The 13129-nt window shown below is 59.6% G+C and carries 13 protein-coding genes and 1 other RNA gene; 4 read left to right on the top strand and 10 right to left on the bottom strand.

Annotation, left to right across the window (positions count from 1 at the left end):
- Positions 1 to 452: 452 nt before the first annotated feature.
- The 5 genes from ssrA to ftsE all read right to left on the bottom strand — a co-directional run bounded on the left by ssrA (position 453) and on the right by ftsE (position 3381).
- Positions 453 to 833, bottom strand: a transfer-messenger RNA (tmRNA) gene (gene ssrA / locus BKN05_RS07920).
- A gap of 62 nt (positions 834 to 895) precedes the next feature.
- The gene (locus BKN05_RS07915; RefSeq protein ID WP_049378800.1) at positions 896 to 1252 is read right to left on the bottom strand and encodes a DUF488 domain-containing protein; all 357 of its coding nucleotides are present in this window, start codon (positions 1250 to 1252) and stop codon (positions 896 to 898) included.
- Entirely contained in the window at positions 1245 to 1748 is a 504-nt protein-coding gene (gene smpB, locus BKN05_RS07910; RefSeq protein ID WP_005322310.1) for an SsrA-binding protein SmpB, read from the bottom strand. Before smpB ends, BKN05_RS07915 begins: the two co-directional genes overlap by 8 nt.
- 44 nt (positions 1749 to 1792) lie before the next feature.
- Positions 1793 to 2695, bottom strand: a complete 903-nt coding sequence (gene ftsX, locus BKN05_RS07905; protein WP_049378799.1) for a permease-like cell division protein FtsX — start codon at positions 2693 to 2695, stop codon at positions 1793 to 1795.
- A complete protein-coding gene (gene ftsE, locus BKN05_RS07900; protein ID WP_049378810.1) occupies positions 2692 to 3381 on the bottom strand; it encodes a cell division ATP-binding protein FtsE in 690 nt (229 codons plus the stop codon). Before ftsE ends, ftsX begins: the two co-directional genes overlap by 4 nt.
- A gap of 109 nt (positions 3382 to 3490) precedes the next feature.
- Between ftsE and BKN05_RS07895 the strand changes: the two genes are divergently transcribed.
- On the top strand, positions 3491 to 5110 hold the full coding sequence (locus tag BKN05_RS07895) for an AbgT family transporter (RefSeq protein WP_286688365.1): 1620 nt from the start codon (positions 3491 to 3493) through the stop codon (positions 5108 to 5110).
- Between the two features lie 83 nt (positions 5111 to 5193).
- Here BKN05_RS07895 and prfB read toward each other — a convergent pair whose 3' ends face one another.
- The gene (gene prfB, locus BKN05_RS07890; RefSeq protein ID WP_286688364.1) at positions 5194 to 6297 is read right to left on the bottom strand and encodes a peptide chain release factor 2; all 1104 of its coding nucleotides are present in this window, start codon (positions 6295 to 6297) and stop codon (positions 5194 to 5196) included.
- 60 nt (positions 6298 to 6357) lie between these two features.
- Between prfB and BKN05_RS07885 the strand changes: the two genes are divergently transcribed.
- Together BKN05_RS07885 and hisN are read left to right on the top strand one after the other, a co-directional pair.
- Positions 6358 to 7194: an inositol monophosphatase family protein gene (locus BKN05_RS07885; protein ID WP_049378796.1), complete on the top strand. Its 837-nt coding sequence runs from the start codon at positions 6358 to 6360 to the stop codon at positions 7192 to 7194.
- On the top strand, positions 7187 to 7969 hold the full coding sequence (gene hisN, locus BKN05_RS07880; protein WP_049378795.1) for a histidinol-phosphatase: 783 nt from the start codon (positions 7187 to 7189) through the stop codon (positions 7967 to 7969). The genes BKN05_RS07885 and hisN overlap by 8 nt, the downstream gene beginning before the upstream one ends.
- Positions 7970 to 8222: 253 nt before the next feature.
- On the opposite strand, the gene feoB is transcribed toward hisN, so the two are convergent.
- The 3 genes from feoB to BKN05_RS07865 form a co-directional block, all read right to left on the bottom strand.
- Positions 8223 to 10145, bottom strand: coding sequence for a ferrous iron transport protein B (feoB, locus tag BKN05_RS07875; RefSeq protein ID WP_049378793.1), 1923 nt, complete (start codon positions 10143 to 10145; stop codon positions 8223 to 8225).
- Positions 10145 to 10390: a FeoA domain-containing protein gene (locus BKN05_RS07870; RefSeq protein WP_053087550.1), complete on the bottom strand. Its 246-nt coding sequence runs from the start codon at positions 10388 to 10390 to the stop codon at positions 10145 to 10147. The genes feoB and BKN05_RS07870 overlap by 1 nt, the downstream gene beginning before the upstream one ends.
- 263 nt (positions 10391 to 10653) lie before the next feature.
- Entirely contained in the window at positions 10654 to 11742 is a 1089-nt protein-coding gene (locus BKN05_RS07865; RefSeq protein ID WP_049378791.1) for a S1 family peptidase, read from the bottom strand.
- A gap of 149 nt (positions 11743 to 11891) precedes the next feature.
- Here BKN05_RS07865 and BKN05_RS07860 point away from each other — a divergent pair, with 149 nt between their 5' ends.
- Positions 11892 to 12335, top strand: a complete 444-nt coding sequence (locus BKN05_RS07860) for a DUF1990 family protein (RefSeq protein WP_049378790.1) — start codon at positions 11892 to 11894, stop codon at positions 12333 to 12335.
- On the opposite strand, the gene BKN05_RS07855 is transcribed toward BKN05_RS07860, so the two are convergent.
- A complete protein-coding gene (locus tag BKN05_RS07855) occupies positions 12332 to 13111 on the bottom strand; it encodes a kinesin (protein WP_239661107.1) in 780 nt (259 codons plus the stop codon). The two genes, BKN05_RS07860 and BKN05_RS07855, sit on opposite strands and share 4 nt — an antisense overlap.
- Between the last annotated feature and the right edge of the window lie 18 nt (positions 13112 to 13129).

Below are 13129 nucleotides of genomic sequence, written 5' to 3'. Positions count from 1 at the left end.
CAACCATGCACACAAAAAATAAAAAGTACATTGGCACACTATTGAGTTCTCAAACATCATCCACACACCACAAGAAAATTAACTTCCCGTTAACCTCTCGTTGGCGGCTTGTACAAACTTACCCAACCAAATGAACCAAGTCAAATCATCGAACCAAGTCCGTACAAAATTCGCTTAAAAGTAACCAACCGGCTACCTCGCGGCGACTCGGATTAATCTAGCCCAACCCCACCAACAATGACAAATCCCCAGCACAGGCCGGATTTTGCGGCGCTTTGCCGCACTACATGCCAAGAACTCCGCGCCGGAAGGCAGGATTCGGTGGGCGGTCCAACCCATATAGGAGGCCCCAAGCCCACTGCGAGATTACCTTCCCTCAATGCCGCAGGAGAGGATTCGCAGATCGAAAAGCCATTGCATGGAAAAAGGCCCCCGATTTCTCGGGGGCCTACCGGTGGAGCTGCCGGGAATTGAACCCGGGTCCTTCGTCACCTTGCCAGGGCTTCTCCGTGCGCAGTTCGCACAGAATCTCTGCTCGGCCCTCCGGATCGGGCGAACACGTCCGGATGATGGGCCCAGTCACCAGTAAGAGTCCCGACTGGTCCTGATGACCCAACCAGCCGGCTAGTTCCTTAGTCGATGCCAGGATCTAGGTCAGGAACGAAACCTAGGCTGACAGACACGCGTCGCTGTAATTAGGCAGCGAGGGCGTAGTCACGCTGAGAGTTCTTCTCTGCGTTTATTGGTTGCTACGACGCTTATACGGTGGTCGTTAGCCTGCACCGGCACGCTTCCCCTGGCGCAGTGCACGAAGTCGAAACCAAATCAACCCCATGCTGTAGGGACGGGATAGTGCATCTTCCCTACGGTTCGTTCAACACTACCCCACTCGCTTTTATTTCCTCAAGTGCTCTTCTAGCCACTCTTTGAGAACGACTGCGTGGTTGATCTCGCGGCTGGATGCGGCGAAGAGGAGGGTGGCGTCGGAAAGCGCAAGCAGTTGGGAGAGCTCGTCGGAATCGTTGTCATCGAGCTCAGCCTTGTAGCGGCGGGCAAACTCGTCGAAGCGATCCTCGTCGTGATTCCACCACTTGCGCAGCTCGGGGCTCGGCGCGACGTCCTTGAACCACTCGTCGTAAGCCAGGTCGCTCTTGGCAACGCCCCGGGGCCACATCCGGTCTACCAGTACTCCGGTGCCCTGGATAGTGTCCTCGCCCTTGGCAACGTCATGTACTTTCGCAGTCTTAAACATTAATTCCCTTCACGCGGCGGCCGAGTTCGCGAGAGATTTCACGGTCTTGGTCGCGGCGCTTAATATCCTCACGTTTATCGTAGTCTTGTTTACCTTGCGCCAACGCCAGCGAGAGCTTGGCGTATCCGTTTTTAAGGTAGACCTTGAGCGGAACCAAGGTCTTATTGCCGTTGCGCACCTGCCCGTAGAGCTTGTCGATTTCGCGGCGGTGCAGCAAAAGCTTGCGGGTGCGCCGCGGGCTGTGGTTCGTCCACGAGCCCATGGAATATTCCGGAATGTGCAGGTTACGCAGGTACACCTCGCCATCGTCGATGGTGGCGAAAGCATCATTAAGCGAGATTTTTCCCTCCCGCAGGGATTTGATCTCGGTGCCGAGCAGGACGATGCCGCACTCGTATTCCTCGAGGATCTTGTAGTCATGCCGGGCCCGGCGGTTGGTAGCGAGCGTTGCTTCGCCGGACGCCGCCTTCTTATTCTTCTTGCCCTTCTTAGCCATAATAATGCCAGTGTAGTGCCCTTTTAGCCGGCCCGGCAAACGGGCTATTTGCGCACATAGGACCGCAGGGTGATATGCGCCGTGACGGCCGTGACCACCAGCGCCAGCAAGGCCACGAGAGGCAGGGCAATCCAGAGGTCGCCGGACTTCATGGGGGCGAGCAGCTGGGATTCATACAGGCCTTGCAGGGATGGGTCCACCACCTTGGACTTGCCTAGGAAGATACCGGCACCGCCCAACACCACGCCGATGAGCGAGGCCAGCACTGCTTCCACCACGAACGGCGCCTGCGTCATCCACCGGCTTGCACCCACCATGCGCATGATTTCCGTTTCGCGGGTGCGGTGGAACGCGGCGATCTGCACCATATTGGCCACCAAGAAGATGGCAGCCACGGACATCACAATGGCCAACACAAAGGTGGCGTTACGGATGGCGTCCAGGTTGCTTGCGGCATCGCGCACTTCTTGCTGCTGATCGACGACATCCTCTATCGCCGGGTTATCCCGAATCGCATCGATGGCGGAGTTGTCTTCTGGGTCCGCAAGCCGCACGTGGAATGCAGCCGGCAGCGCATCAGGTGAGGTTTGCTCCACCATCACAGGATCGGTGTCTTGGAAAAGTTCTTTGAACCGATCATAGGATTCTGCACGGTTGCGGTATTCCACGGACTCGACGGAATCATCCGCCTCCAACTGATCCTTGATATCCGCGCAGGCCGGACTCGTACAGTCTGGGTCCCCGGCGGAAATGTCCTCATTGAGCTGCACCATGACCTCGACGCGGTCAAGGTAGATCTCCTTGGTGTCTTTGGTCAGGTTGGTCACCATAATGCCTGCGACAACGAGCCCCACCGCAATGGCGGTGGTGATGATCATGGCGATGGTCATGGTCAGGTTGCGGCCAAGACCCTTGGTAGCCTCGCGGAAAATAAACCCTAGCTTCATGCTTCCCCCTCGTACATAGCCTCGTGCTCGTCGCGCACGAGGACTCCATTGCGCAGCTCCAAGACACGCTGGCGCGCCTTATTGACGGCGCGGGCATTGTGGGTGGACATGACCACGGTGGTGCCACGGCGGTTGATGCCCAGCAGCAGGTCCATGATCTCGTCGGCGGTGGAGGGATCGAGGTTGCCCGTGGGTTCGTCGGCAAGCAGCAGCTTCGGCCGATTGACCACCGCGCGCGCAATGGCCACGCGCTGCTGCTCGCCACCGGAAAGCTCGTGCGGATACGCATCGCGGCGATCCTCGAGGCCCACTAGGTCCAAAACCTGCGGGACAGAAGTGGAGATGCGGTACTTGCTCTTGCCAATCACCTCCAGCGCAAAGGCCACGTTTTGATACACCGTCAGCTTGGGGAGCAGGCGGAAATCCTGGAAGACGTAACCAATGGACTGGCGTAGCGCGTTGATTTGCTTGCCGGAAAGCTCATTGACGTGGAAATCGTCGAAGTAAATATCGCCCTTGCTGACATTGTTATAGCGCACCATCAGCTCCAAGAAGGTGGACTTACCGGAGCCGGAGGGTCCGATGAGGAAAGCGAATTCACCATCCGCAATCTCGAAAGACACCCCATCGAGCGCTGGGCGAGACTCGGCGGAGTAGGCCTTAGTCACGTTGTCGAATCTAATCACGCGAATCACTGTAGCAACCAAAGTTGACACCGCGCTGTGAACTATATTTAAGTAATGTGGTCTAAGACACTAATTTGTTCCGACCCAATCGACAGAAAGTGCCGATACTATGGCCGAAACCGAAACCAAAGAAAAACCACGTTCTGCAAGCGGCTTCCTGGGCACTGTAGAAAAGATTGGCAATAAACTGCCGGATCCGTTCTGGCTCTTCGTTATCCTCGCAGCCATCGTCGCTGTGACTTCTTGGCTAGGACACCTCATTGGCATGACCGCAGAGGACCCCAAGACCGGCGAAACCATCGAAGTAGAATCCCTGCTGACCACCGAGAATATTTCGCGCATGGTTACTGATGCAGTGGAGAACTTCACCAGCTTCCCGCCGCTCGGCGTCATCCTTGCCGTGATGCTCGGCGTGGCCGTGGCGGAGCAGTCTGGCCTGCTTTCCGCGTTGGTGCGCGCGATGGTGACCAAGGTCAGCGCGAAAATGCTGACCTTCGTTGTGGCGCTGGCCGGCGTGACCGGCTCCGTAGCCTCCGACGCCATCTACGTCATCCTGATCCCGCTGGGCGCGATGGCCTTCCACGCCGTGGGCCGCTCCCCCATCGTGGGCGCGATGGTGGCCTTTGCGGCATCGTCAGCCGGCTTTAATGCCTCGCTGATTCTCAATATCACCGACCTCCTGCTGGCGGGTATTTCTACCCCGGCCGCACAGTTTGTGGACCCAGAATATGAAGTCAGCCCGCTGGCCAATATCTTCTTTGTCATCCCATCCGCCATCGTGCTCTCGCTCATCATTACCGCGGTCACGGAATTCCTCATGGTGAAAAAGGCCCGCGAGCTGGTGGACCACGACCACATTAATTATGAAGAGGTGTCTTTTTCCAAGGCCGCCGGTGGGGCCGGCGCGAATGCAGAGGAGGATGAAGAGTACGACTTCACTGATGATGAAGAGGCCATGCGCATCAAGCCCAACGAGCAGCGCGGTTTGGTTGCTTCCGGCATCGCGCTCGCGCTCTTCCTTGCCGCCTTCTTTGCGCTGCTATTTATCCCTGGCTCCCCGCTGGCAAGCCAAGGGGATAGCTTCATGGAGTCGCCACTCATTAGTGCCATCGCGGTGCCGATTGCCCTGGCTTTCTTGGTATGCGGCATCGTCTACGGCTTGGCGGCAGGCACCGTGAAGTCTTTTGCTGATGTACCGGAGTTTATGGCCAAGGGCATCGAGACCCTTGTCCCCATGCTGGTCCTCTTCTTCGCGGTGGCACAGTTCCTCGCCTGGTTCGAATGGTCGAACTTGGGCGTATGGACCGCCATCAAGGGTTCCGAACTGCTCCAACACTGGTCATTGCCGCCGCTAGTCATGTTTGCGGCACTGGTGGCCATGGTCGCACTGCTTAACCTCTTCATCACCTCCGGTTCCGCCCAGTGGGCGCTGATGGCCCCGGTCATCGTGCCGATGATGATGTATGTGGGCGTGTCACCTGAGGTTTCCCAGATGCTCTTCCGTATCGGTGACTCCCCAACGAACATCATCACCCCAATGTCGCCCTACTTCGCCTTGGCGCTGACCTTCCTGCAGCGCTACTACAAGCACGCGGGTGTGGGTACCTTGATGTCGCTCGCCCTGCCTTACTCTCTGTGCATGATCGTGGGTTGGTTCGTCTTCTTTGTCATTTGGTATCTCATCGGCATCCCGCTGGGACCGGGCGCACCGATGGACTACGTGGGTTAGGTCCATAGAGATCAGGCCGAACTGAGGATTTTCGCTCCTCAGTTCGGCCTTTTTGCGTTCAATTCCGCCCGATCAGTATGGACCTAAGCTTGGCCTTCTTGTTGCTGCATGCGCCAGCGGATACCAGATTCCAGGAAGCCATCTATATCGCCATCGAGCACCTTGGAGGGATCGCCCACCTCGAAATTGGTGCGCAGGTCTTTGACCATCTGATACGGGTGCAGCACGTAGGAGCGCATCTGGTTGCCCCAGGAGGCGTTGCCACCGGCGCCCAGCGCGTCAAGCTCGGCCTGCTCCTCCTGACGCTTGCGCTCCAGCAGCTTCGCCTGCAGCACGCGCATGGCCGAGGCCTTATTTTGAATCTGTGATTTTTCGTTCTGGCAGGTCACCACAATGCCGGTGGGAATGTGGGTCAGGCGCACCGCAGAGTCGGTGGTATTGACGGACTGGCCGCCCGGACCAGAAGAGCGATAGACATCAACGCGCACATCATTATCCGGGATATCGATGTGGTCGGTCTGCTCCACCACCGGCAGGACTTCCACCTCGGCAAAGGAAGTTTGGCGCCGGCCCTGATTATCAAAGGGGGAGATGCGCACCAGGCGGTGCGCTCCTTGCTCCACAGAGAGCTGGCCATACATGTATTCACCGTGGACCACAAAGGTCGCAGACTTGATGCCTGCTTCTTCCGCATAGGAGATGTCATAGACATCCACCTTGTGACCGTGTTTTTCCGCCCAGCGCGTATACATGCGCATGAGCATTTCGGCCCAGTCGGCCGCGTCCACACCGCCGGCGCCAGAGCGGATATTAATAACCGCCTCGCGCGGGTCATACTCACCAGAAAGCATGGTGGTGACCTCCAGCGATTCGATAGCAGATTCCAGGGAATCGAGCTCATCATCCGCCAGGGAGGTATCCCCCTCTTCTTCCGCGAGTTCGTACATCACGGGCATGTCCTCCAGGCGCCCGCGCAGCGATTCCAGCTTGCGGACCTTAGCCTGCGCTGCGGAAAGCTCGGAGGTGACCTGTTGCGCGTGGGCGGGGTCGTCCCACAAGGACGGGTCGCCGGCCTGGGCCTCTAATTCCCGAATGCGGGCAGCCAAAGCCTCCGGGTCCATGACCTTCTCGATGGTGGTCAGGGTGGTTTCCAATTGCTTGAGCCGTGCTATTACTTCGGGACGCATAGGCCCCAATCCTACCCACCCGGCCGGCATAATTAGCCATCGGCCGCGTTTAGGGTGACAATGGTGGGCATGGATCAAAAGCCGAGCTTGCAGGAGATGATCGACGCGGTCATCAAGACCTTCATTGTCGCGCACGCGGATGACGGGGATGCGCACCTGGCGCAGGCCCTTGTCTATAACGCCGGGCGCCTGGCCTGGCGCCTGCGCGAGATGGGCGTCGACGTAGAGCACAAGACTTCTATCTCGGACGTTGTTACGGATGCGGACAGGGCGGCCGAGCGCTTCGTCGCGGGCGTGCTCGAAGCCGTGCGCCCGGAAGACGGCATCCTCGGCGAAGAAGGTGCGGCCCGTGAGTCCCAGTCCGGGCGCACCTGGGTTATTGACCCGGTCGATGGCACCTACAACTTCTCTTCCGGTTCCGATTATTGGTGCTCTGCCCTCGCGCTTACCGACGCCACGGGGATCACCCTCGGCGCCGTCCACCGCCCCGCCATGGGTTATACCTGGTTCGGTGGCCGGGACTACCCCACTTCCCTCGACGGCAAGGAAGTAGCTCGCCTGCAGGAGAAGCCGGCCGAGCAGATTTCACTATCCACGTACCTGCACCCAACCTCGCTGGCGGATGAGGATATCCGCGGGGCATGGCAGCGGGTGGCGGAAAACTTTGCTACAGTCCGTATGCTCGGTGCCGGTTCTGTTGACCTGTCCTCCGTGGCCGATGGCACATGGGGCGCATGGATGCAGCATTCGGTAGCGGATTGGGATTGGTTCCCCGGCAAAGCCCTCGTGGAAGCGGCCGGTGGTGCTGCCCGCAAGGTAGAAGCCGGCGGCGTCGAATGGTGCCTCGCTGGCAATAAACAGGTAGTGGATCAGATGGAGGATTGGCTCCGTGGGTAAGTTCAAAGAAGACTTGGGCCTCGCGCTCGAGCTGGCGGGCCATGCCGATGTAGTGACCATGCATCGTTTCGAGGCTTCGGACCTTTCCGTCAAGGAAAAGCCAGATATGTCCCCCGTATCGGATGCGGACCTCACCTGTGAGAAGCAAATCCGCGAATCCCTCAAGCGCTCCCGCCCGCGCGATGAAGTGCTGGGTGAGGAATACGGCGGCGAGGCCTGCTATAAGGGCCGCCAGTGGGTCATAGATCCCATCGACGGCACCAAGAACTTCGTGCGTGGCGTCCCCGTATGGGCCACGCTCATTTCCCTCTTGGAAGACGGCGAACCGGTGGTATCTGTAGTTTCCGCTCCCGCCCTGCGCCGACGTTGGTACGCGGCCAAGGGCGCTGGCGCCTTCCGCGTTTTTGGCGGCGAGCCGAAGCGCTTGAGCGTATCCCACGTGGAAAAGCTCGCCGATTCTTCGCTGGCCATGAGCTCGCTAACCGGATGGGCCGAACGCGGCCTGCGCGATCAGTTCCTCGCACTCACGGACAAGACCTGGCGCCTGCGCGGCTATGGTGATTTCTGGTCCTACTGCCTCGTGGCCGAAGGCGCGGTAGACATCGCCGCCGAACCCGAGGTGTCCTTGTGGGACCTCGCCGCGCCCTCCCTCATCGTGACCGAAGCCGGCGGCACTTTCACGGATCTGGACGGAAACCCCGGCCCGCACGGTGGGTCCGGCGTCGCTTCCAACGGCCTGCTCCACAAGCACGCCCTAGCCGCGCTGCAAGGCTAGGAATGTCTCCGCAGCTGAAGTAACACCGGACCGCGGCGCTTCGCCGCCGCTCCGGAACACCCACCCGCCTGCGCGCAACTGCCGCAGCCACCCGTGGGGCACGAGGTGAGCGATTCGCGCACCAGCTCCGCACTGCGCTCGAGATGGGCGAGGATAATTTCCACGGTACTCTGCCCTAACCCAGTAGCTTTTGCAATCTCGACCGGGTGGGATTTTCCCTGTTTAATAGCCTCCTTGACCTTCTCCGTGGGGCTCATAGGAAGACCTTGAGGACCTGGAATACTCCCACCGCGAGGATCCAGGCGGTGGCGAGCTGAAGGGCGAAACCGATAAGCGTCCACTTCCAGCCTATTTCCCGCCGCTGCGCGGCTACCGTGGCCACGCACGGGGTATAGGCCAGCAGGAATACCATGTACGCCCATACCGCCGCGAGCCCATGCTCGCCAGAGGCCGCGTCGAAGTCGGCGCGAATATGGCTGGCTAGTGGGGATTCTGCTTGCTCTTCTGGGGCATCATCAGTGACGTCTTCTACCGCATAGGTTTGCGCCCAGGTAGAAATGAGAGTCTCCTTGGCCACGAATCCGGTGACCAACGGGCCTGTCAGAGACCAAGAATCAAAGCCAGCCGGGGCAAAGACCGGGGACATCACCTTTGAGACCGCGCCATAGGCGGAATCCTCCGGCGGTACCGCACCCTCGTTGAAAGAGTGCCCACCGGTTACCGGGATGGACATGAGCAACCAGATGACCACCACAGTGGCTACGATGATGCCGCCGGCGGTATGCAAGAAGCCTTTCAGACGCACCCACATCACCGACAGAGTGAGGCCAAAGGTGGGCAGCTGATAGGCCGGAAGATCGATAACTAGGGCTTCGGCCGGCATGGCGCGCCACACCGTGCGGCGCAAGGCGAGGCCTACCAACACCACCAGCGCGATAGACAGCACGTACATGGCGAATACCGCGGAACCAGCATGAGCGGGGAAAAACACCTGCGCCAGCATCATGAACACGATGAGCCGGGCCGAACAGGAAGTGAAAGGAATAAGGAGGCAGGTGAGGATGCGATGGCGGACGTCGCCAAGCACGCGTGTCGCCGAAATCGCCGGAACATTGCAGCCATAGCCCACCACGATGGGGATAAAGGCCTTGCCTGGTAGGCCAATGGCGCGCATAACTCGGTCAGTGACCACGGCCGCGCGCGCCATATAACCGGAATCCTCCAGCACGGCTAGACACAGGAACATCAGGGCCAGCAGCGGGGCAAAGGTCAGCACCATGCCCACACCCCCAATAAGGCCATCTACCAGCAATCCCGAGACCAACCAGTGGTCTGGGAGGAGGCTGCGCACGGCATCAGAGACGGGACCGGTGATCAGTGCCTCCAGGCCGTCCTGCAGCGGTCCCGCAACCGTAGTGGTAATGAAGAAGACAGCCCACATCACCGCCAGAAATAGAATCGGGCCGAGCACGGGGTGCAGCACCACGCGGTCCACGCGCTGGCTAATCGGTTCGCCGACGTCCGTCCTGGAAACGGCAGCCTTTTCCGCGGCGTCCAGATCCGCAAAGCGTTGATCCAAATCTGCGTTGGGCCGGATAGTCTGTCGCTCCGTCTGCATTGCTTTTGCAACGGCACCCTCCAGCGCATCTAGGTTTTCTCGGCGGCGACCATTGACGCTGACCACCGGCATGCCCACGGCGCGCGATAGCGCGGAGGTATCGATGCTTATGCCCTGCTGCTTGGCGACGTCCTCCTTGGTCACCCCAATCACTACCCGATACGGGTACTCCGCGATCTGGAATGCGAGGTTAAGCCCGCGCGCTGGCGCAGTGGCATCCACCAACACCACAACCACATCTGGGCGCTCACACGGTGGGCACTCAACGAGCATATCGCGGGTGAATTCCTCGTCCGGACTCATTGGATCCAAGGAATAAGCACCGGGCAGATCGATGATGTCGAACGCCTCTGGCTGCGCATTCCACAAACCACGACTGACTTCTACGGAGGTACCCGGCCAGTTGCCGGTCTGGACCTTCGCTCCGGTCAGCGCGTTGAACAAGGTAGATTTGCCGGAATTTGGAGCCCCGACCAAGGCGAGGACAGGCGTTCCCTCCGCGGCGATACGCATGGAGGAGGTGGAGTGGCAGCTTGGTGCTGCGGTTTTGCGCGCCATTATGCTGCCACCGGGATAACTTCGAGCTGGCTGAGCGTAGCCGCATCCACCGCGTACCGGGCGGTACCTACGGTGACCAGGCGAGCCCCGCCGGCCACCTTGCGCCCGATCTGCACGCGCACTCCTGGCCGGAATCCCAGTTCACGCATACGCAGCGCCAACGCCGGCTGCGACTCAATCGCATGCCGCAGGCAGCATTCAGGTAGCTCTACCAATGCGTCCACTGGGGCTTGATCGGCACGCATACATTCGGACCTTTCGCAGGTCTGCTGGGTACGGGTGCGGGACAATAAGGACAGCTGCCACATCGCGCGGTCACCTCGGTTCTCTCGGCCCGGCTCACGCCGGTGATGTTAGCCACACCTAAGTAGCTACTAGATAAGGCTAACCTTAGTCCGCACAAGCTTTTCACACAAGCGATGATTAGTTGTGATTATCGACACTAGACAGAGACATAAAAGTGCCCGCTCCCAGTAGCAACGGGAGCGGGCGAAAAGTTGGGACGAGGCTAGTCCTCAGGCAATGTAAAACCAGCACCTACGCCACCGCGACGGTCCATATCCTCTAGGACCGCATCCATGGTGTTTGCGGCGGTTGGGTTATGGACCGGCCCCTGCAGCGGGGTGCGGCACGGGAAATTCACCGGCAGGAAACCGCCGGTAATCGAACCGACGAGGCGGCCGTTGACCAACAACGGTGCACCGGAATCGCCCATCATGGCGCAGACTTGGTTGACCTGAATCTTCTTTGCCTGCTGATAGGTAATGCCGCAGGTCTTGCCGGTGGCAACGCCCTGCTTGCACACCTGCTGCCCCGGCTTAACGCCGCCGCCCAACTCATTGACGGTCACGCCATTGTAGGAGCGGGAGACCTTGGCCTTAGAGCCGAACTCGATGACGGCGTAATCCAAGTCCTCATTCTTGGATACCACGGTGCCCGTCGGGCCAATCTGCTCTGAATCGGCGGAGGTGACCGAATCCCCCACGTTGCCGCAGTGCGCGGCGGTGAGCCCCACCTTGCGGCCTGCATTATCGTTGCCCGCTACGGTCAGGGTGCACATCATGTTCTCATTGACATAAACCGGGGTGCCAGGGCCATAGAGCGACTCTCCCTCATTCATGGCTGCAACGGATTCTTCTGGAATGCGTGGCGCATCAAAGAAGGAGCCCGGCACGCGGTGCAGCACGTAATCAGCCTGTGGCTTGCCCGCAGCTACCTTGGAAAATCCATCATTTTTCCACTTGTAGTTCGGATTGGTGCCCTTCGGTTTAAACTCCGGCTGGGTGGCCTGCTCCGCTAGGCCGATGGGATTCGGGTTGGTCATCGGCTCCGCGTACTGCGCCTGCTGGGCCGTGTGCTGCACGGCTTGCTGCGCGTTGCGCACAGAGGAATCTACGGCGTCGGTGACGTTCTTATCCACCTGCGGGGTTTGGATGCCTACCTCAGCCAGGCCATCTCGGACCTGGTCAATAATCCCTGCGGAATCGAAATCCGGTTGGGGCAATTCCTGGGCGCCTGCGGCCGGGGATCCCAGGAAAAACGCACCAGCGAAAGCCGAGCCCACCAGGACTTTCTTAAGGTGCGGAATGCGAAGCATCAAGGTACCTACTTTCAGTTGTCAACATCGTGCAAGCTCGATACTGGCACGAAAAAATTGTGGAAGCAGCAAACTCCTGTGACTGTGTCCAAGCCGTTATATTTCTGCCAGAATTCGGGGGTGGTCACCCCTCCCCTATCATCGGGCGCATGGTCACACCGCTGTCTTATTCCGATACTTCTGGCTTTCCGCAGCTGCACATGTCACGAGTCATCGACGCTGATTTTGATACCGCCGCATACCGGCTTTTCCGCTGGTCAATACAACGCAGCGGCCTTTTCCGCGTGCGCCCCACCCATGAGGTGGTGGAGCTCGGCGCGGAGGTCACCATGGGCCTTGGCCCATGGGATTTTCGCTGCCGCGTGGTCGATGTATTCCACGAGGACGGCCGCTGCGGGTTCACCTACGGCACCCTTCCTGGACACCTCGAGCGCGGCGAGGAGACCTTCGCTCTGGAGCGCCTGCGCGATGGCCGCACACTGCTGCTTATCGACGCCGCCTCAGAGCCCTTCCTCCCCTTCCTGCGCCCCGTGGTAGACGTGCCGCGGCGCCTCCTGATTAGCCGGCTCTACCTCCACGCTTTGGACGATTAGCAGAATTGCGCATATGACAAAAGCCGCCTCCCCGACCCCTGGGAAAGCGGCTTAGTATCAACGCTGGTTAGGTTCTTGCGCTTGTCCTCGATGGACTCGCGTGCATCGCGCACAGCGCCCTTGACGCGGTCAAAGAAGCCACCCTTCTTCGTGGACTCCTCTTGGTACTCGTGAGCCTTGTCTTCCACGAAGCCCTTAGCGCGCTGGAACGCATCGCCGACGGCGCTACCAGCCTCGGATGCCTTGTCCTTTAGCTGATCCAGGCGCTCAGAGGACTGCTGACCGTTGACGTTGTCCTGGTTCGGCGCAGTAGCAACACGCTCTTCGTTTGCTTCGCCTACGATGTGCTGGCTGGGCGCGTAGTCAGAGTTACCTTCATCCAGCTTCTCCTGCAGGTCCGGCTGCTGCGGGGCGGAACCAATGTGTTCTTCCTTCGCGCCACCTACGATGTGCTGGCTCGGGGCGTAGTCAGAGTTATCCTCGTCCAGCTTCTCCTGCAGGTCCGGCTGCTCGGCAGCTTTAGCCACATGTTCTTCCTCCGCTCCAGCGACAACGTGGTTCTGCGGTTCATACTTGCTTGCGGTGGACTCATCTCCGTCCGCAGACGGCTTTCCGACCGGCTTGGACAGGCCGGCTGCACCTGCGGCACCAGCTGCAGCTGCAGCGGACTGCGAGGACTTGTCAGATTTAGCTGCCGAAGACGCGGTGTCTTTAGATGCTAGGTACTTGTATTCGTTGCGGTCCAAGTCGACCTCGTGGCCTAGTTCGTTTGCCATTGCTACGTACTCCTTTAA

Origin of the sequence: Corynebacterium sp. S5S1 (assembly GCF_001913985.1) — a bacterium.
Taxonomy (GTDB): domain Bacteria; phylum Actinomycetota; class Actinomycetes; order Mycobacteriales; family Mycobacteriaceae; genus Corynebacterium; species Corynebacterium marquesiae.
The sequence above is the reverse complement of the archived record's forward strand: the minus strand, read 5'-3'. Positions and strand labels throughout refer to the sequence as shown.